Here is a 19,508-nt window from a genome sequence, read left to right as displayed (position 1 = left end):
CGCCCGGGGTCGGCTGATGACGCAGCCGTCGCCGGCCGAGCGGTACGCCCGCGCGGCCGCGGCCTCACGCGATCAGCGGGGGCATCCGATCACGACGGCGTTCGCTGCCTCGCGTCCGTTCGAGCTCGATCCCTTCCAGATCGAGAGCTGCCGGGCGCTCGAAGAGGGTCGGAGCGTCCTCGTGGCCGCGCCGACGGGCGCGGGCAAAACCATCGTCGGAGAGTTCGCCATCCACCTCGCGATGCGCGAATCCGGCGACAAGGCGTTCTACACCACGCCGATGAAGGCCCTGTCGAACCAGAAGTACCGCGAGCTGGTCGACGAGTACGGTCCCGACGAGGTGGGTCTCCTCACCGGCGACACCAACATCAACGGCAACGCCCGTGTCGTCGTGATGACCACCGAGGTCCTCCGCAACATGCTGTACGCCGACTCTCCGGCACTGCGGAGCCTGCGCTACGTCATCATGGACGAGGTCCACTACCTCGCCGATCGCTTCCGCGGCGCGGTCTGGGAGGAGGTCATCATCCACCTCCCTCGGAGTGTGCGACTTGTCTCCTTGTCGGCGACGGTCTCCAACGCCGAGGAGTTCGGCGACTGGCTCGACACCGTGCGCGGCGACACCGAGGTCATCGTCTCCGAGACCCGTCCGGTGCCGCTGGAGCAGCACGTCCTGGTTCGCGGTGACCTCCTGCCGCTCTTCGACGACAGGGCCGGGGTGGCCACCGCGCAGGTCAATCAGGAGCTGATGCGGCTGCGCTCCTTCAAGGGCGCGAGCTTCGAGAACAACCGCCGCGCCCAGCAGATCCGCAGCGATCCGAGCCGGCGTCGGCCGCCGCGGGGCGGGGTGCGGCCGGTCCGGCCCTCGAACATCCGCAGCATCGAGCGGATCGATCGTCCCGATGTGGTGCGACTTCTCGAGCGCAGCAATCTGCTGCCGGCGATCTTCTTCATCTTCAGTCGGGCCGGCTGCGACGCGGCGGTGCAGCAGGTGCGTCGCGCCGGACTGCGACTGACCACCCGCGAGGAGCGCGACGTCATCCGCGAGGTGGTCGAGGAGCGCACCCGCACCCTCGGCGATGAGGATCTGGCGGTGCTGGGGTTCTGGGAATGGCGGGAGAACCTCGAGCGGGGCGTCGCGGCCCACCACGCCGGTCTCCTCCCCGCCTTCAAGGAGGTCGTGGAGGAACTGTTCCAGCGCAAGCTCGTCAAGGCCGTCTTCGCCACCGAGACGCTGGCGCTCGGGATCAACATGCCGGCCCGCACCGTCGTGCTCGAAAAGCTCGAGAAGTTCAACGGCGAGGCGCGTGTGGCGATCACCGCGGGCGAGTACACGCAGCTGACCGGGCGCGCGGGGCGCCGGGGCATCGACGTGGAGGGGCACGCGGTCATCCAGTGGACCGAGCAGATGGACCCGCAGCAGGTCGCCGCGCTGGCGTCTCGGCGCACGTATCCCCTGAACTCCAGTTTCCGTCCGACCTACAACATGGCGGTGAACCTCATCGATCAGTTCGGCCGGCCCCGGGCGCGTGAGGTGCTGGAATCCTCCTTCGCCCAGTTCCAGGCCGACCGCTCGGTAGTGGGGATCGCCCGGCAGGTGAAGGAGGCGGAGGAGTCGCTCGCGGGCTACGCGACGGCCATGGCGTGCGACCGGGGCGACTTCGTCGAGTACGCGGGGATCCGACGCGAGCTGAGCGACCTCGAGAAGATCAATCGGAGGGATGCCACGGCACCGCGTGCTCTGCGGGACAGCCGGCAGCGTCAGCTCGCGTCGCTGCGCAAGCGCATGCAGCGTCACCCGTGTCATTCGTGCCCGGATCGGGAGAGTCATGCCCGGTGGGGCGAGCGGTATCACCGCCTCAACCGCGACGTCCAGCGGATGCGGCGACAGATCGACAGCCGCACCGGGACCGTCGCGCGGGTGTTCGACCGCGTCGTCGACGTGCTCACCGCGCTTCGCTACGTGGAGGTGGACGAGGCCCGCGACACGCACCTCACTGCCGAAGGCCGCCGCATGCGGCGCATCTACGGCGAGCGCGATCTGCTGGTCGCGGAGTCGCTCCGCCTGCGCCTCTGGGATCGATTGGATGCCGCATCACTGGCGGCACTGGCCTGCTGCCTCGTCTTCGAGCCACGGCGTGAGGACGGCCGCGAGAACGCGCTTCCGCGGGGGGCCTTCCGTCCGGTCTTCGCCGAGACCCTGACGCTCTGGCAGCGGCTGGACGACCTCGAGCGGGAGCATCACCTGCCGGGGTCGGAACCCCCCGCGGGTGGACTGGCGCTGGCGATGCACACGTGGGCGCGCGGCGGCATGCTCGACCGCGTGCTGGACGAGGCCGACATGGCCGCGGGCGACTTCGTGCGCTGGGCGAAGCAGACCATCGACCTGCTGGACCAGCTTTCGATCGTCGCCGACACCGACGTGGGACGGACCGCGCGCTCGGCGCTGGATGCGGTCCGGCGCGGCATCGTCGCGCACTCGTCGGTATGAGCGCTTCGTCCCCGGCGCGATCAGCGCCGCGCCCCCTCCTTCCGCTCTGGGCGGCGGTCCTCACCGCCGCCGTCGCGGGGCCGACCCTCGATCTCGCCTTCCCCGACGTGGGGTGGTGGCCGTTCGCGTTCGTCGGAGTCGCCTTCGCCCTGGTATCGCTCATCGGCCGGAGCATCGGCGGTGCCGTCCTCGTGGGCTTCGTCTTCGGCGCCTCGTTCCACCTCATCCACATCCTCTGGATCACCCGCTACCTCGGGCCGATCCCCTGGCTGGCGCTGTCGGGCCTGCAGGCGATCCTCATGGGGGCAGGCGCTGTCCCGATCGCGCTCGCCTACCGATGGGTGCCGCGAGTGCTGCCCGCGCGCGCGGCACAGCTGACCGTTCTGCCGCTCCTCGTCGGCGGACTGTGGACCGCCCGGGAGCTGTTCATGGGGTCCTGGCCCTACACGGGATTCCCGTGGGGCAGGATCGGGATGAGCCAGTCCGAGAGCCCGCTGGCCGACATCGCCTCGTGGACGGGCGTTGCGGGACTGACCTTTTTGATGGTGACCGCCACCGCTGCGGTCATCGAGTGGCTGCGCGCCGGTCGTCTCCGCGACGTGCGCACCGCGCTGCCCGCTGCGGCCGCTGTCGTGCTCCTCGTGGCCGTCCCGGCGTTCCCGACCACCCCGGCGGGTGATCTGCGGGTGGGCGCGGTGCAGGGCAACGGGCCGTCGGGCTACTTCGACGAACGCACGCCGTATGCGATCCTGAACGCGCAGCTCGAAGCGACCGCTCCCCTCGCGGGGGAGGATCTTGATCTGCTCGTATGGCCCGAGGGCGGGATCGATGACGACCCGCTCCAGGACAGCACCACCGCGGCGACCCTCGACGCCCTCGCCGAGCAGTTCGGCGCACCGCTGCTCGTCAACGCCGCCACGGATCGCGGCGAGCTGACCTTCAACACCTCGATGCTCTGGGAGGCGGGTGCGGACAATCCCGTGGCGTTCCACGACAAGCGCAATCCGGTCCCGATGGGGGAGTACGTCCCGGACCGGTGGTTCTTCGAACGGATCGTCCCCGACCTCATCGGTCTCATCCAGCGCGAGTACACACCGGGCGACAACCCGCCGTACGTCGACGTCGACGGCGTGGGAGTGGGGCTGGCGATCTGCTTCGACGTCATCTACGACGCGGTGATCTGGGAGGGAGCGCGCGACGGCGCAGAGGTGTACGTCTTCCAGACGAACAACGCCGACTTCCGTGATACCGACGAGAACCTGCAGCAGCTCGCCTTCGCGCGGATGCGGGCGATCGAGACCGGCCGTTCCGTGGTGAATCTCTCCACGGTCGGGACGAGCCAGGTGATCGCACCCGACGGCACGACGCTCGACAGCCTGCCGGCGGGTACCGCGGGGCAGATGCTCGCCGAGGTGCCGCTGCGCACCGGTCTCACGCCCGCCGTGCTCATCGGCCCCGCCGTGCAGGTGTTCCTCGGCTGGGGGAGTCTGCTGGCCCTCGCCGCGTTGGGGGTCGCTCTGCGCGTACGCGAGCGCACGCAGACGAAGACGCCGGCCTCCGAAGAGACCGGCGTCGACAGGGACGTCAGAGCCTGATCAGGCGCTGAGCTTGCCCTTCGAGGTGTCGTCGGCTGCACCGCGGCGGGCGCGGACGAAAGCGAGACGCTCCTCGAGCAGCTCTTCGAGCTCGGGAATCGTGCGCCGCTCCAGCAGCATGTCCCAGTGCGTGCGGGGCGCCTTCTCGTCGCTGTGATCGACCGTCGCCGTGCCCTCGCCGATGCGCAGGAGAGCCTCGGAGCCGCACGTGCGGCATTCCCAGGCCTGGGGCACCTCGGCGTCAGCCGCGAAGGTCAGTGTGGTGTCACGTCCGCAGGACGTGCAGGAGTAGATGTGCTGTACGCGTTCATGGAACACGACGCCCTCTTCGCTCTGTAGGCTCTGGGCGCCGAGTCGGATGCCGCGAAGACTGCGGTCTGCCATTGTGTGGTCCTTCCGTCGCTGATCAGGTATAACGCCCTCGCCTGGGCGGATCATCCGAAGCACGGGTGCGAGAGCGGCTTTCACAGCCGATGCTCAGGCCCTTACGCCGACCGGATCAGGACCCGTGACGGGCGACGAGGGGGAGGGCGAGGTCGGCGCGATCGGTGACGAGTCCGTCCACGCCGGCATCGAGGAGTCGCTGCATGTCCGCGGGATCGTTCACCGTCCACACGTGGACCTCGACGCCGTGGCGATGGGCGTTGTCGATGAGGCGCGGAGTGACGATCGGCACGCGACCCTGTCGCTCGGGCACCTGCAGTGCGTCGACGTCGGCGAGGAGCCGGGCGATGGAGCGGCGGGCACGGATTCCTGAGGCGAGCAGGAGACGGGTGATGGTCCGGGTGCCCGCCGAGGTGGCCGGCCGGACGAGTGCACCCGCATCCGCTGCCGCTGCGAGGGCGGCGCGTCGACGTTCGTCGGAGAAGCTCGTCAGGAGCACACGATCGGCGTAGGGTGCGACGCCGCGACCGACCGGCTCCGCGGCGGCGGGCGCCTTGACGTCGAGGTTGAACCGCACCGTGGGGAAGGACTCCAGGGCCTGGGTGAGGGTGAGGAGACCCCCGAGCCCCGCCATGAGCTCGGTCAGTTCGGCGAGAGTCACGTCGGCGACCGCGCGCGGATCGCCCGCGACCCGCTGGAGATCGTCGTCGTGGAAGAGGACCACCTCGCCGTCGAGCGTCACATGGCAGTCGGACTCGACGTAGGTCGCTCCGGCGGCGTGCGCGGCCGCCACGGCGGCGAAGGAGTTCTCGACGAGACCCGCGGACCCCTCGGGCACCAGGCCGCGGTGGGCGAGCACGCGGGGCGCGTCCGACGCCTCGAACCACGGGTGGCGCGGGTCAGGCAGGGTCGCCCCCACCCTCGCTCGGGGTCGGCGTCGTCGGACCGTCGGCACGGACCGCCCCCGGTGTGGTGGACCGGGCCTCACTGGCGATCGCGTCCGCGTCCGACGCCGCCTCGCGGGCAGCCGCCACGGCAGCATCCGACGCGGCCGAGTACTCGGCGCGACGTGCGGCGGTCGCGGGGCGCCGCGCACTGCTGGGCGTCGTCGCCCCGCCGCCTTCGTCGCGTCCGCCGAGTGCGTTCCCGATGCCCTTGAGGGCCTCGGTCAGTTCACTCGGGATGATCCACAGCTTGTTCGACGGGCTCTCGCTGATCTTCGGCAACGTCTGCAGGTACTGGTAGGCCAGCAGCTTGTCGTCGGGCTCGCCCGCGTGGATGGCGCCGAAGACCATCTCGATGGCCTCGGCTTCACCCTGCGCACGCAGCACCGCTGCCTGCTTGTCGCCCTCGGCGCGGAGGATCTCAGCCTGGCGCCGGCCCTCGGCCTCGAGGATCTGGGACTGCTTCGTGCCCTCGGCGGTCAGGATCGCCGCGCGCCGGTCGCGCTCGGCGCGCATCTGCTTCTCCATCGAATCCTGGATCGAGGTCGGCGGGTCGATGGCCTTCAGCTCGACCCGCGAGACCCGCAGGCCCCATTTGCCCGTGGCCTCGTCGAGTACCACGCGGAGCTGGCCGTTGATGTTGTCGCGGCTCGTGAGCGCCTCTTCGAGGTTGAGGCCACCGACCACGTTGCGAAGCGTCGTGGTCGTCAGCTGCTCCACCGCGCTGAGGTAGTTGGCGATCTCGTAGGTCGCCGCGCGGGCGTCGTTGACCTGGAAGTACACGACCGTGTCGATCGACACCACCAGGTTGTCCTCGGTGATGACCGGCTGCGGGGGGAAGGACACCACCTGTTCGCGCATGTCGACCAGGGGGCGAAGCCGATCGACGAACGGTACGAGGAGGTTCAGCCCGGGTGAGAGCGTCCGCTGGTATCGCCCGAGTCGCTCGACGATCCCCGCGTAGGCCTGCGGGATGATCCGGATCGAACGGAACAGCACCACCACCACGAAGATCGCCAGGACGACGAGGAGGACGATGACGAAGATCTGGCCGATGAAGGCGCCGGGGTCGATCACGGGGTGCTTCCTTCCGTTGAGGCGGGAGTGGCGGGGGTGGCGGGGCTCACTTCGACGGTGGCGCCCAGCACGCGATCGACCGTGACGCGCACGCCCACTCCCGCGCCCACGGCGCCGGCGGCCAGGCGCGCAGTCCAGGTCTCGCCGTTGTCCAGGCGCACCGAGCCGCCCTCGCCGTCGACGAAAGCGGCGACGACGCGTCCGCCCATGCCGTAGAGGGCGTCGACGTTGGTCTTCGCCGGTTCGCCGCGATGCAGGAGCTTCAGCAGCAGCGGTCGGATGGTGAACAGCAGCAGCGCCGAGATCGCCGCAGCCGCGGCGATCTGCAACCACCAGGGGCCGCCGAGGAGATTCACCCCGAGTCCGCCGATGAGGCTCCCGGCGCCGATCATGAGGAAGGTGAACTCGAGCGTGAGCAGCTCGATGATGATGAAGACCCCCGCCAGCACCAACCACATGATCCAGAGGTATTGCGTCAGATCCGGCAGCATCGCGGCTCCTCCTCGGCCTTGACGGCCACCCTAACACCGCAGTCGGACGGGTCGGCGTTGATAAGGTTCAGGGGGCCGGACGGCCATGCCGCGGCATCCGCGGTGCGTCATCACAGGAGTCGCCACACATGTCTCAGACCCTTGCTCCCGGATCGCTGGCAGGAAAGACCGCCCTCGTGACCGGATCCTCCCGCGGCATCGGAGCCGATACCGTCCGCTATCTCGCCGAGGCGGGTGCCGATGTCGTGATCAACTACCGCAACAAGGCGCCGCGCGCCGAGAAGCTCGCCTCGCAGCTGCGCGACCTCGGTGTGCGGGTGCTCGTGGTCGGGGCCGATCTCACCGACCCCGCCTCGGTGCAGGCGATGTTCGCCGAGGTCGAGCGGGAGTTCGGTCGACTGGACGTCCTGGTGCTCAACGCCTCGGGCGGGATGGAGGCCGGAATGGCGGAGGACTACGCGCTCCGCCTCAACCGCGATGCCCAGGTGTCGGTCCTGGAGACCGCCCTGCCCCTTCTCGGGGCGGGCGCCCGCGTCGTCTTCGTCACCAGCCACCAGGCGCACTTCATCCGCACGACGCCGACGATGCCCGAGTACGAGCCCGTCGCGCTGTCCAAGCGTGCGGGCGAGGACGCGCTGCGCGAGCGCATCCCGATGCTCACCGAGCGCGGCGTGGAGTTCGTCGTCGTCTCCGGCGACATGATCGAGGGCACCATCACCGCCACGCTTCTCGAGCGGGCGAACCCGGGTGCGATCGCCTCGCGACGCGAGTCGGCGGGGCGGCTCTACAACGTCTCCGAGTTCGCGGCCGAGGTGGCCCGGGCCGCCGTCGATCCGATCCCCGAGGACAACACCCGGCTGGTGGGCGACACCGCATCGTTCGCAGGGGAGTGAGTCGTGGGCCCCACCGACATCCAGAAGCTCCTCGGGGTCGGGCGGCCCGCACTCTCGTCGCGCGGCGAGTTCGCGGTCTTCTCCGTCAGTCGTCCCGACCTTCCGGCCAACAGGACCGTCGGCCAGCTGTGGCGGATCGATCTGCCGGAGGGTGCTCCGCGCCGGCTCACACGCGGCATCCTCGACACGGCCCCGGTGCTCTCGCCCGATGACATGCGCCTGGCATTCCTGCGGCCCGATGCCCGGGGCCGCTCGCAGGTGTTCGTCGTCGCCGCGCTCGGCGGTGAACCGGTGCAGGCCACCGACGCCCCGCTGGGCGTCGGCGAGGTCGTCTGGACCGGCGACGGTCGCTCGTTGGTCTACACCGCCCGGGTCCCTGAGAACGGGCGGTACGGCACAGTCGAAGGACTGGATGCCGCGGCCGAGGCGCCTCGGCGGATCACCGGCATCCGCTGGAACGCCAACGGCCTGGGCTACCTCGCCGACCGTCCCGCGCAGATCTTCGTGATCGCGGCGCCCGAAATCGACAGCGAGCCGTTCTACGAGCCCGCACCCGTCGTGCGCGACGATGCGGAGGCCCCGAGCCGGACGGTGATCGGCGCCACTCCGCGTGCGCTCACCGAAGGCGACCTCAGCTGGTCGACCCTCGCCGTGTCAGGCGAGGAGGTGCTGGCCGTTCCCGACCGGATCGAAGACGACCGACGAGACCTGCGCACCCCGATCATCGCGCACCACCTCGACGGCTCCGGGCGCCGCGAGGTCCTGGCAACCGCTGCGAACCTGTGGGTGACCGGCCTCGCCGTCGCAGACGACGGCGCGGTGGCCGCCCTGGCCGCACACGTCGGGAGCGCGGGAACCGACTTCGTCGCCCCCGGTACGGCGCTGCACGTGATCGCCGAGGGGGAGACCCGGGCCCTCACCGATCCCGAGACCATCGACCTCGGCGAGGTCGGAAGCCACATCACCCCCATCGGCGACGACTTCCTCGTGCAGGATCGGCGCCGTGGACGCGTCCGGCTCCTGCGGGTCGCGCGCGACGGATCGGCCGAGACGGTCATCGGCGGCGACCGGGAGGTGCTCGGTCACGCGGCATCCGGTTCCGTCGTCGTCGCCGCGGTCGCCACGCCGGACTCGTTCGGCGAGCTGGTCCTCGCCGGACCCGGCGAGCCGCGGGTGCTGACCGCGTTCGGCGCCGCCGCGGCCGCAACGGGGATCGTGGAACCGCGCGAGCTGACCGTTCGCGGTCGGGACGACTACCCGGTGCACGGCTGGGTGGCGCGGCCCCGCGGGGACGGGCCTTTCCCGGTGATCCTCCAAATCCACGGCGGGCCCTATGCCAGCTACGGCATCCATCTCTTCGACGAGACCCAGGTCCTTATCGACGCCGGCTACGCCGTGGTCTACTGCAACCCGCGGGGGTCGGCCGGGTACGGCCGGGCGCACGGCCGCGCCATCCGGCAGGCGATGGGCACGCTCGACCATCACGACGTCATCGACTTCCTCGACGGCGCGCTGGAGTCCGAACCCGCCCTCGATCCGAGCCGGCTGGGCATCATGGGCGGCTCGTACGGCGGCTACCTCACCGCGTGGATCATCGCGCACGACCACCGATTCCGCGGGGCGATCGTCGAGCGCGGGTTCCTGGAGCCGACGTCATTCCAGGGGACGAGCGACATCGGCTCGTTCTTCGGCGACGAGTACGTCGGGGTCGACCCCGAGCTCATCGCCGCGCAGAGTCCGATGGCGGTCGTCGGGCAGGTTCGCACGCCCACCCTGGTGATGCACGCCGAGGCCGATCATCGATGCCCGCTGGAGCAGGCGACGCGCTACTACTCGGCTCTCACCCGGGCGGGGGTTCCGAGCGAGATGCTGATCTTCCCCGGCGAGAACCACGAGCTCACCCGGAGCGGTCAGCCCCGTCACCGGGTCGAACGCTTCGACGCGGTCACCCGGTGGTGGGCGCGCCACCTGCCGATCGACGCGACGGACCGGACGGGCCCTGAAACATCTGGCTCGGACGCGTCCCGCTCAGGCGCGACCGAAGCGGAAGGCGCGGACGATCTGGATGATCCCAAGGATCACCAGTGAGATGCCGAAGAACAGCCACACGATGAGGGCGCCCCAGATCGGGGCGAACATCACCACGACACCGGCGACGATGCTGATGATCGCGAAGAAGATCGTCCAGCCCTTCGACGAGGTGTCCGACAGCGTGGAGAGCGAGACGATCCCCTCGACCACCCAGGTGATGCCGATCATCAGCCCGACCAGAAGGAGCAGCCAGTCGGTGGCTGCGCCGAAGTTGAGGAAGGCCACGACGCCGGCGATGACGAACAGCACGCCGAGGACGATGTAGCCGATCCGCGACCAGCCGCCCCGCTCCCGCGAGAACGCACCGAGGCCGATGTAGACCAGTCCGGCGATGATGGCGTAGATGGCGAGGAGGAAGGTGACGACGCCGAACGCCTTCTGCGGCCAGATGAGGATGAGCAGACCGAAGATGAGCGCGATCGCGCCGACGACGCCGAGGGCGACCCGGACGGTGTTGGTGAGGGACTTCTCCCCGGTGCCGGTGGACATGACGGACCCCTTTCTGAGCGTTTCCTGAGAGACTGCGGTCCGAGTGTAGACCCGCGAGGGGCTCGAGGGAACGCCGACAGGCCGTCGGGATCGGGGGTCGTCTTCGGGCTCAGGCCAGTCCGGTCGCGGCCAGGTAGCGCGCCTTGTGTCCCGTGCGGATGCCGGTGACGCTCGGCTTGTTCTCGTACACGCCGGCTCCCCAGTTGCCCTCGACCAGCACCGGACCGGTGGGGGTCACCACGATGTCCCATCCGACGTACTGCACCTGCGGGACGACCCGGGCGACGCGGTCGACGAACGCCACGACCTCGGCCATCATCGGCAGCTGGAAGTCGGCGATCGTGAATCCGGAGTCCGGGTGGGTGACGTGCACGTGCCCGTGGGAGTCGTAGCCGGGGCCGACGGCGCGACCGTCGTCGTCGAGCATCGTGTAGAAGCCGCCGAACGACATCTGATCGCTGACGGCGCCACGGCCGAACTTCTGCGCGATCGCCAGGATGTGGGTGCGCTCCCCGTCGAAGAACGCCGTCACCCGCGTGGTGTTTACCGTTCCCGGGCAGACGGCGGCGAGGTCGGGATGCTGCACGATGACCTCTTCGATGAGAAGCTCGCCCCGATCGTGGAGTCCACGGTGGAACCTCGCCCAGTCGTCGATGTCGGCGGCGTGGTAGCGGTGCACGCCGGTCCCGGCCTGCCCGATCGGCTCCTTCGTGACGATGGTGCCGTGGCGCTCGGTGAAGGCGCGGACCGCGTCGGCGTTGTCGGGCTCGACGACCATCCACTCCCGGTGCAGGTGCTCCGAGAAGGCTCGGTCGAACTCGATCTTGTCCTGGAACAGGTGGCGGTAGTCGGGGTGGTCGAAGCGCTGCGACAGCTGATTGGAGAAGGGGTGCGTCATGAACGTCGCCCGCTCCCGGCGCGACAGGATCGCGAAGTCGTAGTCGATGTAGTCCTGGAAGCCCACCTGACGGAACCCCGCGGAGTAGAGCATGTCCACCACGACGGCGGGCGTCCACTTGCCGTGCTGCGCGGCAGCTTCCTTCGCCCGCTCCCACACCGAGCCCACGTTGATCCGCCGCGCACGGTAGGAGAGGTAGCGAAGGCGGGAGGAGAGGCCGAGACCGGTCGAGGGCATGGGGACTTTCGAGTCGGGGACGACGGACCCGGATAGTCTAAAGGGGTGATGTCGGTGGATCCTCTGCGTCCGTCCGCCGAGTCCTCATGGGGCGCCGCCGCCGCGGTCGCGGCGTCGCTGGATCCTCGACCCGTGGCCCTCATCCGCCTCGCCGCTCTCGCGCACAACCTCCGGACCGCCCGCGAAGCCGGGCTCGACGTCGTCGATCGCGGCGCCCTGGAGGCCGACGCCTGGGGGCATGGCGCCGACATCGTCGAACGCGCGGTGTCCTCGGCCGGCCTGGCGTGGGTCCGGAGCGGACGAGAGGGCGTGCTCGGGGGTGAGCGACTGTTCGGCCTCCCCGGCTCGTCCGGACGGCCCGTCATGGCGCTCACCGGCCGGGTGATCACGACCAAGCTCCTCCGGCGGGGCGAGGGGGTGTCCTACGGGTACACCTTCCGGGCGCCCTCCGACACCACCGTGGCCCTGATCACCGGCGGGTACGGGCAGGGTGTGGTGCGCCAGCTCGGCAATCAGGCGGCCGTCCGCGTCCACGGGCGCGCGGCGCCCATCGTCGGACGGGTGGCCATGGATGTCTGTGTGGTCGACCTCGGGCCGCAGGGAGCCGTCCCGCCGGGGGCTCCGGCGGTGTTCTTCGGCGATCCCGATGAAGGAGAGCCGTCGCTCGGATCGTGGACGGCGGCGACGGGACTCGGCGCCGATGAGATCGTCGCGATCGTCGGCGTCCGCGCTCGTCGGGAGACGGCGTGAGCGGGTCGGTGCTGGAGGTCGACCTCGACCTCCTTGCGAACAACCTCGCTCGCGTCGGCGCGGCCGTCGCGCCCGCCGAGCTCATGCTGGTGGTCAAGAACGATGCGTACGGCCACGGCGTGGAGGCCGTGGTCGCGCGTGCACAGCGAGAGGGCGTCCGCTGGTTCGGAGCGTTCGACCTGGCCACGGGCGCGCGGGTGCGGCGCGTCACCGGAGCGGACGCGCGCATCTTCGTCTGGATCGCCGACACGCCCGACCAGGTCGCCGCGGCGATCGACCTGGACCTCGACATCGGGGTGGGCGACCGCCGACTTCTCGCCGAGGTCGCCGCACGGGGTGGGAGCCCGCGCCCCGCGCGGGTGCATCTGAAGATCGACACGGGGCTGCGCCGCAACGGCGTCCGGCCCGAGGAGTGGCCGGAGTTCGTCGCGGCGGCCGCGACGGCCGAACGCGCGGGGAACCTCGTCGTCGAGGGCATCTGGAGCCACATCGCCGAAGCGTCCGATGAGGACGACGACATCGCCCGCGGTCGTTTCGAAGACGCGCTGCGGGCGGCTGAGGCAGCGGGCCTGCGGCCGCGCTGGCGTCATCTCGCCGCGAGCGCCGCGGCCTTCGCGCGCCCGGAGTTCCGGTACGACTTCGCCCGGGTCGGGGCGTTCTGCTACGGCATCCGTCCCGCGGGCGGGCCCGACGAGGCTGCGCTCGGAGTCCGGCCCATCGCCCGCTGGGTGGCGCCCGTCCTGGAGGTGGCCGATGACGTGGTGCGCATCGGGGTGGGCGCGCGCGACGGGCTGTTCCGCTCTCTGGCGACGCACGCGCGGGTTGCGACGCCCGGAGGCTTGCGCCGGCTCCTGGTGGTCTCGGGGGCGACGTCGGACGTCGTCTCCTGGCCGGGAGCCGTCGTGGGAGACCACGTCACCGTGTACGGCGACCCGGAGCGCGACGAAGAGACCGCGACCTCGCTCGCCGAAATGATCGGATCGATCGGCGAAGAGGTCGCGGTCCGGGTCTCGCCGCTGGTGCCCCGGCGCTACCGGGGCCTGCGGTGATGGTCAGTCGTCGCTGCTGAGGCGGGCGGTCTCGTCGTGCCACGAGGTGGCGACGGCACGCAGCTTCTCTTCGTACTTGCGGCCGTGGTGGGCGCAGAACAGCAGCTCGCTGCCGTTCACCTCGGCGGCGATGTAGGCCTGAGCTCCGCAGGAATCGCAGCGGTCCGCAGCGGTCAAGCGGTAGTCGAGGACGGCCGTCTCAGAGGGTGTCGAAAGTGTCATCGCGGTGCCTCCTCGGGGATGTGACTCTCGGCGTGGTCCACACATACAACCACGGCATCGTCACGGTCATGCCGCGATCCGGTGGCCGTTCGCTGAGCGCGTACGGCGGCGCCTTGGCGTCGTGTCTGTGCAGGGTGGGGTCGGTGCCCCCGGTTAGCCTTGGAGATTGTGACCGCCGCTGAGTATTCCGCCCACCACCTGCAGGTGCTCGAAGGGCTCGAGGCGGTCCGCAAACGTCCGGGCATGTACATCGGTTCGACTGACGCCCGCGGTCTCATGCACTGCCTCTGGGAGATCATCGACAACGCCGTCGACGAGGCGCTGGGCGGTCATGGCGATCACATCGACGTCGTGCTCCACGGCGACGGCAGCGTCGAGGTCCGCGACCGCGCCCGCGGCATCCCGGTGGATGTCGAGCCCCGCACCGGGCTCACCGGCGTGGAGGTCGTCTTCACGAAGCTGCACGCGGGCGGAAAATTCGGCGGCGGCTCGTACGCGGCATCCGGAGGTCTCCACGGCGTGGGCGCCTCCGTCGTCAACGCGCTGTCCGAGCGCCTCGACGTCGAGGTCGACCGCGGCGGCAAGACGTACGCGATGTCGTTCCACCGCGGTGAGCCGGGTGTCTTCGCGGGCCCGGGTCCGGACGCGCCCTTCGCCCCCTTCGAGGACAGCAGCGAGCTGCGCGTGGTCGGAAAGGCGCCGCGCGGCGCGACGGGAACGCGCATCCGCTACTGGGCCGACCGGCAGATCTTCACCCGCGACGCCGCGTTCTCCTTCGAGGAGCTGGAACAGCGGGTGCGTCAGACGGCGTTCCTCGTCCCGGGTCTGCAGATCGTCGTCCGTGACGAGCGCGCGGGCGAGCCGGTCGAGACGGCCTACCGCTTCGACGGCGGCATCTCGGAGTTCGTCGAGTACCTCGCCCCCGACGCCGGCGTCACCGACGTCTGGCGGCTGACGGGCACCGGCGTCTTCACCGAGACCGTCCCCGTGCTGCAGCCCACCGGCGCGATGATCCCCACCGAGGTCGAGCGCACCTGCGAGGTCGATATCGCACTGCGATGGGGGATCGGCTACGACACCGTCGCCCGCTCCTTCGTCAACATCATCGCCACTCCGAAGGGCGGGACCCACCAGCAGGGGTTCGAGCAGGGGCTGATGAAGGTGCTGCGCGCACAGGTCGAGCAGAACGCCCGTCGACTGAAGGTCGGCAACGACAAGATCGAGAAGGATGACATCCTCGCGGGCCTCACCACCGTGATGACCGTCCGGCTGCCCGAACCGCAGTTCGAGGGCCAGACCAAAGAGGTGCTGGGCACCCCGGCCGTCCGTCAGATCGTGGCCCAGGTCGTCACCAGGGAGCTGACCGCCCGCTTCTCCTCCACCAACCGCGACGACAAGGCGCAGACGTCCCTGCTGCTGGACAAGGTCGTCTCGGAGATGAAGGCGCGCATCTCGGCGCGGACGCACAAAGAGACGCAGCGTCGCAAGAACGCCCTGGAGTCGTCGTCTCTGCCGGCGAAGCTGGCCGACTGCCGCACGAACGACGTCGCCGAATCCGAGCTCTTCATCGTCGAGGGCGACTCGGCGCTCGGCACCGCGAAGCTCGCCCGCAACAGCGAATACCAGGCGCTGCTGCCGATCCGCGGGAAGATCCTGAACGTGCAGAAGGCGTCGGTCAGCGACATGCTGTCCAACGCCGAGTGCGCGTCGATCATCCAGGTGATCGGTGCGGGTTCGGGGCGGTCGTTCGACCTCGAGGCCGCGCGCTACGGCAAAATCATCCTGATGAGCGACGCCGACGTCGACGGCGCCCACATTCGCACGCTCCTGCTCACCCTGTTCTTCCGGTACATGCGTCCGCTCGTCGAGGCCGGGCGGGTGTTCGCCGCCGTCCCGCCGCTTCACCGGGTGATCGTGATGCACCCCGGGACCAAGCCCAACGAGACGATCTACACCTTCAGCGAGCAGGAGCTGCACGCGCTGCTCACCAAGCTCACCAAGGCGGGCAAGCGCTGGCAGGAGCCGGTCCAGCGATACAAAGGGCTGGGCGAGATGGACGCCGATCAGCTCGCGACGACCACGATGGACCGGGGCGGTCGGACGCTGCGGAGGGTGCGCGTGCAGGACGCCGAGGCGGCCTCGAGCGTCTTCGAACTGCTGATGGGCACCGACGTGGCCCCCCGTCGCGAATTCATCGTCGACTCCAGCGACCGGCTGTCGCGAGAGCGCATCGACGCCTGAGCGGCGTTCCTCAGCGCACCACGGTGCCGAGGGCGCCGACGACCGCGTCGAGCGGCGTTCCCGACGCGTCGCGTCGCGCCCCGGCCGCCGGCAGCTGACGGACCGCGCCGTCGGTGCCGACCGCCCGCGGATCGGAACCGACCCACGCCAGGCTCAGGGTGTCTTCACCCCGGAGGAAGCGGTGCGCGCGCACTCCGCCGGTGCCGCGCCCCTTGGCGGGGTACTCGGTGAACGCCGAGACCTTCGCGGATCCGGTGTCGGTCCCCGCCAGCGCGGCGGAGGCGCCGGCGACGGTGACCACGACGGCGTCGAAGGCCGAGCCGCCGACGACGAAGAACCCGATCGCCGCCACCCCGGGGGCGAGCCTCATCCCGGCCATCCCGCCGGCGGCACGTCCCTGGGGCCGGACGGATGAGGCGTCGAAGCGCAGGAGCTGCGCATCCGCGGCGACGAAGACCAGCTCCGCACCGTCGGGAGCGAGGGCGGCCCCGACGACGCGGTCGCCGTCCTTGAGCGAGATGATCGTGACGTCGTGCTTTCCCGCGAGTTCGGACGCCGCAACCCGCTTGACCACGCCCTGTGCGGTGCCGAGTGCGATCGGCGGATCGGATGCGAGGGGCACGAGGGCGACCACGTGCTCGTCGCCGGTGAGACCGAGGTACTGGTCGGCGCGGGTGCCGGCCGACAGCTGCACGGAGTTGCCCGGAACGGAGGGCAGGTCCACCGGCGAGAACCGGATGAGGCGACCGGCCGTGGTGACCGCTCCCACGTCCCCTCGCGTCGTGGTGTCGACGGCGGAACGCACGGCATCGTGCTTCGACCGCCTCGACGGGGTGACGATGCCGCCGCCCGGCGCCTCCGGCGTCCGCTCGGCGCGCACCATGCGCCCCGTCGCGGAGAGGAAGACCCGGCAGGGCGCGTCGGCGATCTGGAGGTCGACGGGCGCCGCCGACTTCGACGACCGCGCCGCGACCGGACCGCCGTTGAGCAGAACCGTCCGCCGCGGGGTGCCGAGGGCTTCGGCGGTGGCGTCGAGCTCCGCCGCCACCTGGGCCCGAAGCAGCGCGGGGTCGCCCAGCAGCTCGACGAGAGCATCGATCTCGGCCTTCAGTGCGTCACGCTCGGCCTCCAATTCGATGCGCGAGAACTTCGTCAGGCGCCGAAGGCGCAGCTCGAGGATGTACTCCGCCTGCACCTGGGTGAGGTCGAAGACATCCATCAGGCGGCCGCGGGCCTGCTCGCCGTCGTCGGACGTGCGGATCACCTGGATGACCTCGTCGATGTCGAGGATCGCGATGAGGAGGCCCTCGACGAGGTGGAGGCGCTCGCGGCGGCGCGCGAGGCGGTATTCGCTTCGCCGGGTGATGACTCTGATGCGGTGGTCGAGGTACACCCGGAGCATCTCCCGCAGCCCGAGGGTCTTGGGCTGGCCGTCGACGAGGGCGACGTTGTTGATGCCGAAGGAGTCCTCCAGCGGTGTCAGCCGGTACAGCTGCTCGAGCACGGCGTTCGGGTCGAACCCCGTCTTCACGCCGATGACCAGACGCAGACCCTTCGTACGATCGCTGAGATCCGTCACGTCGGCGATGCCGGTGAGCTTCTTGCTCGTGACGGCGTCCTTGATCTTCTCGATCACGCGCTCCGGACCCACGAGGTACGGCAACTCGGTGACCACGAGTCCCGTCCGCCGTGGACCCAGGCTCTCGATCGACACCTTCGCCCGGGTGCGGAATGAGCCGCGCCCCGCGGCATAGGCGTCGCGGATGCCGTCGAGCCCGACGATGATGCCGCCCGAAGGAAGGTCGGGGCCGGGGACGAACTCCATCAGCTCTTCGAGGCTCGCCTCGGGGTTGTGCAGCAGGTGCACGGCGGCGGCGACGACCTCGATGAGGTTGTGCGGGGCCATGTTGGTCGCCATTCCCACGGCGATGCCCGAGGCGCCGTTGACCAGCAGATTGGGGAACGCGGCCGGCAGCACCTCCGGCTGCTGGAATTGGCCGTCGTAGTTGGGGATGAAGTCCACGACGTCCTCATCGAGGTCGGCGGTCATCGCCAGCGCCGGGGGAGCGAGCCGCGCCTCGGTGTACCGCGGCGCCGCGGGACCGTCGTCGAGCGAGCCGAAGTTGCCGTGACCGTCGACCAGGGGCACCCGCAGGGAGAACGGCTGAGCCAGGCGCACGAGGGCGTCGTAGATCGGGGCATCGCCGTGCGGGTGGAGCTTGCCCATGACCTCGCCGACCACGCGCGCGCTCTTGACGTGTCCGCGGTCGGGCCGCAGACCCATGTCGGCCATCTGGAAGAGGATGCGACGCTGCACGGGCTTCAACCCGTCGCGGGCGTCGGGCAGGGCACGGGAGTAGATGACGGAGTAGGCGTACTCCAGGAACGACCCCTGCATCTCGACGGAGACGTCGACGTCCTCGATGCGTTCGGCGGGCGTGGTGTCAGCAGGTGATGCGGGCATGGCGATGGGGTTCCAAGACGGAGCGGGGGAGCCGCCGGCGGGGTGTGCCAGACTGGCCCGGGTGACCGTCAGCCTACCGTCGGACCCGCCCGGTGCCCGGCGCCTCACCGGCGTCGTGCCCGAGTTGATCGCCGCACTCGGCGGTTCCTCCGACCGGCTCGCCCCCGCGCGCAGCGCGATCGTCTGCGTGGTCGACGGCCTGGGTGCGCATAATCTGCGAGCCCGCAGCGGTCACGCCCGGTACCTCACGGCCGCGATGTCGAAGAAGGATGTCGCGCGCACCGTGTTCCCCTCCACCACCGCCGCTGCGCTCACGAGTCTGCTGACGGGGACGGAGCCGGGCACTCACGGCATCGTCGGCTATCGGGCGCTGGTCCCCGACGCCGGCCACGTGCTCAATCAGCTGCGCGGGTGGGACACGCACGGACTGCCGGTGAGCTGGCAGCGCGCTGCGCCTCTGTTCGGACGCGAGGCCGACGCCGGCCGGCCGGCGTTCTTCGTCTCCAAGCCCGAGTACACCGGCACGGGCTTCACCGAGGCGACGATGCGCGGTGCCGCGGCGGTGCCGGCAGAGGACTTCTCCGACCGGGTCGACCTCGCCGTCGACCTCGCGACCCGACATCCGGGCGCACTCGTCTACCTGTATACGCCGGAACTCGACGGCATCGGGCATCGTCATGGCTGGGAGTCCGACGAGTGGACGGTCGGGCTGGAGGACGTCGACGCCGCCCTCGCCCGGCTGGGTGAAGCGCTGCCGGCCGATGTGGGGGCGATCGTCACCGCCGACCACGGAATGGTCGACGTCCCCCGGCATCGGCATCGCCTGCTGGTGGAGGGGAGCCCCTTGATCGAGCGCGTGGCGCAGATCGGCGGTGAGCCGCGGATGCTCCATCTGTACACCGATCCGGGGGCAGCCGACGTCGTCGCCGAGGCGTGGCGGACGGCGGAATCCTCGCATGCGTGGGTCTTCACGAGAGATGACGCCGTCGCGAGCGGCCTGTTCGGCGACGTCGATCCCGCGGTGCGACCGCGGATCGGCGACGTCCTCATCGCCGCGCGCGGGGCCACGGCATATTACGACGACCGGGACGCCGAGCGGACCGGCCAGCAGATGGTCGGCCAGCACGGCTCTCTCACCGATGCGGAGCGCATCGTTCCGCTCATCCGCCTCGGCGCCTTCGCCTGAGGGGCG

General features: G+C 70.3%; 16 protein-coding genes. 8 read left to right on the top strand and 8 right to left on the bottom strand.

The genetic code is table 11. The annotated features are described in order from the left end of the window. Positions 1–16: 16 nt before the first annotated feature. Positions 17–2,491, top strand: a complete 2,475-nt coding sequence (locus tag HDC37_RS04980) for an RNA helicase (protein ID WP_179559305.1) — start codon at positions 17–19, stop codon at positions 2,489–2,491. Further along, positions 2,488–4,086 (top strand): apolipoprotein N-acyltransferase, encoded by a 1,599-nt coding sequence (gene lnt, locus HDC37_RS04975; RefSeq protein ID WP_179559304.1) that lies wholly within the window; start codon positions 2,488–2,490, stop codon positions 4,084–4,086. Before HDC37_RS04980 ends, lnt begins: the two co-directional genes overlap by 4 nt. Here lnt and HDC37_RS04970 read toward each other — a convergent pair whose 3' ends face one another. From HDC37_RS04970 to HDC37_RS04955, 4 genes are all read right to left on the bottom strand, one after another. Continuing rightward, positions 4,087–4,470 carry an RNA polymerase-binding protein RbpA gene (locus HDC37_RS04970; protein WP_124293134.1) on the bottom strand — a complete coding sequence of 128 codons (384 nt, stop codon included), beginning with the start codon at positions 4,468–4,470 and terminating at the stop codon, positions 4,087–4,089. It lies immediately after the preceding gene. 115 nt (positions 4,471–4,585) lie between these two features. Beyond that, positions 4,586–5,389, bottom strand: coding sequence for a glycerophosphodiester phosphodiesterase family protein (locus tag HDC37_RS04965; protein ID WP_308472096.1), 804 nt, complete (start codon positions 5,387–5,389; stop codon positions 4,586–4,588). Continuing rightward, positions 5,370–6,491 (bottom strand): SPFH domain-containing protein, encoded by a 1,122-nt coding sequence (locus HDC37_RS04960; RefSeq protein ID WP_179559303.1) that lies wholly within the window; start codon positions 6,489–6,491, stop codon positions 5,370–5,372. Before HDC37_RS04960 ends, HDC37_RS04965 begins: the two co-directional genes overlap by 20 nt. Next, positions 6,488–6,982 (bottom strand): NfeD family protein, encoded by a 495-nt coding sequence (locus HDC37_RS04955; RefSeq protein WP_179559302.1) that lies wholly within the window; start codon positions 6,980–6,982, stop codon positions 6,488–6,490. Before HDC37_RS04955 ends, HDC37_RS04960 begins: the two co-directional genes overlap by 4 nt. Before the next feature lie 128 nt (positions 6,983–7,110). On the opposite strand from HDC37_RS04955, the gene HDC37_RS04950 reads away from it, so the two are divergent. Continuing rightward, a complete protein-coding gene (locus HDC37_RS04950) occupies positions 7,111–7,875 on the top strand; it encodes an SDR family oxidoreductase (protein WP_179559301.1) in 765 nt (254 codons plus the stop codon). 3 nt (positions 7,876–7,878) lie between these two features. Continuing rightward, a complete protein-coding gene (locus HDC37_RS04945) occupies positions 7,879–9,963 on the top strand; it encodes a S9 family peptidase (RefSeq protein WP_179559300.1) in 2,085 nt (694 codons plus the stop codon). On the opposite strand, the gene HDC37_RS04940 is transcribed toward HDC37_RS04945, so the two are convergent. Further along, positions 9,904–10,455 (bottom strand): HdeD family acid-resistance protein, encoded by a 552-nt coding sequence (locus HDC37_RS04940; protein WP_179559299.1) that lies wholly within the window; start codon positions 10,453–10,455, stop codon positions 9,904–9,906. The two genes, HDC37_RS04945 and HDC37_RS04940, sit on opposite strands and share 60 nt — an antisense overlap. A gap of 109 nt (positions 10,456–10,564) precedes the next feature. Then, complete coding sequence (locus HDC37_RS04935; RefSeq protein WP_179559298.1) at positions 10,565–11,590, bottom strand: sugar-transfer associated ATP-grasp domain-containing protein; 1,026 nt, start codon at positions 11,588–11,590, stop codon at positions 10,565–10,567. A gap of 48 nt (positions 11,591–11,638) precedes the next feature. On the opposite strand from HDC37_RS04935, the gene HDC37_RS04930 reads away from it, so the two are divergent. After that, entirely contained in the window at positions 11,639–12,340 is a 702-nt protein-coding gene (locus HDC37_RS04930) for an alanine racemase C-terminal domain-containing protein (RefSeq protein WP_179559297.1), read from the top strand. Beyond that, complete coding sequence (locus HDC37_RS04925) at positions 12,337–13,389, top strand: alanine racemase (RefSeq protein ID WP_179559296.1); 1,053 nt, start codon at positions 12,337–12,339, stop codon at positions 13,387–13,389. The genes HDC37_RS04930 and HDC37_RS04925 overlap by 4 nt, the downstream gene beginning before the upstream one ends. 3 nt (positions 13,390–13,392) lie before the next feature. On the opposite strand, the gene HDC37_RS04920 is transcribed toward HDC37_RS04925, so the two are convergent. Then, positions 13,393–13,611, bottom strand: a complete 219-nt coding sequence (locus HDC37_RS04920; RefSeq protein WP_179559295.1) for a hypothetical protein — start codon at positions 13,609–13,611, stop codon at positions 13,393–13,395. A 168-nt stretch (positions 13,612–13,779) separates the two neighbouring features. Between HDC37_RS04920 and HDC37_RS04915 the strand changes: the two genes are divergently transcribed. Next, positions 13,780–15,852 carry a type IIA DNA topoisomerase subunit B gene (locus HDC37_RS04915; RefSeq protein ID WP_179559294.1) on the top strand — a complete coding sequence of 691 codons (2,073 nt, stop codon included), beginning with the start codon at positions 13,780–13,782 and terminating at the stop codon, positions 15,850–15,852. A 10-nt stretch (positions 15,853–15,862) separates the two neighbouring features. Here HDC37_RS04915 and HDC37_RS04910 read toward each other — a convergent pair whose 3' ends face one another. Then, positions 15,863–18,316 carry a DNA topoisomerase (ATP-hydrolyzing) subunit A gene (locus HDC37_RS04910; RefSeq protein ID WP_179559293.1) on the bottom strand — a complete coding sequence of 818 codons (2,454 nt, stop codon included), beginning with the start codon at positions 18,314–18,316 and terminating at the stop codon, positions 15,863–15,865. A gap of 61 nt (positions 18,317–18,377) precedes the next feature. On the opposite strand from HDC37_RS04910, the gene HDC37_RS04905 reads away from it, so the two are divergent. After that, positions 18,378–19,502: an alkaline phosphatase family protein gene (locus HDC37_RS04905; RefSeq protein ID WP_308472095.1), complete on the top strand. Its 1,125-nt coding sequence runs from the start codon at positions 18,378–18,380 to the stop codon at positions 19,500–19,502. Positions 19,503–19,508: the final 6 nt, after the last annotated feature.

This window comes from Microbacterium sp. AK009 (genome assembly GCF_013410955.1).
Lineage (GTDB): Bacteria > Actinomycetota > Actinomycetes > Actinomycetales > Microbacteriaceae > Microbacterium.
Note: the sequence above shows the minus strand (reverse complement) of the source record. Positions and strands in the feature narration are given on the sequence as shown.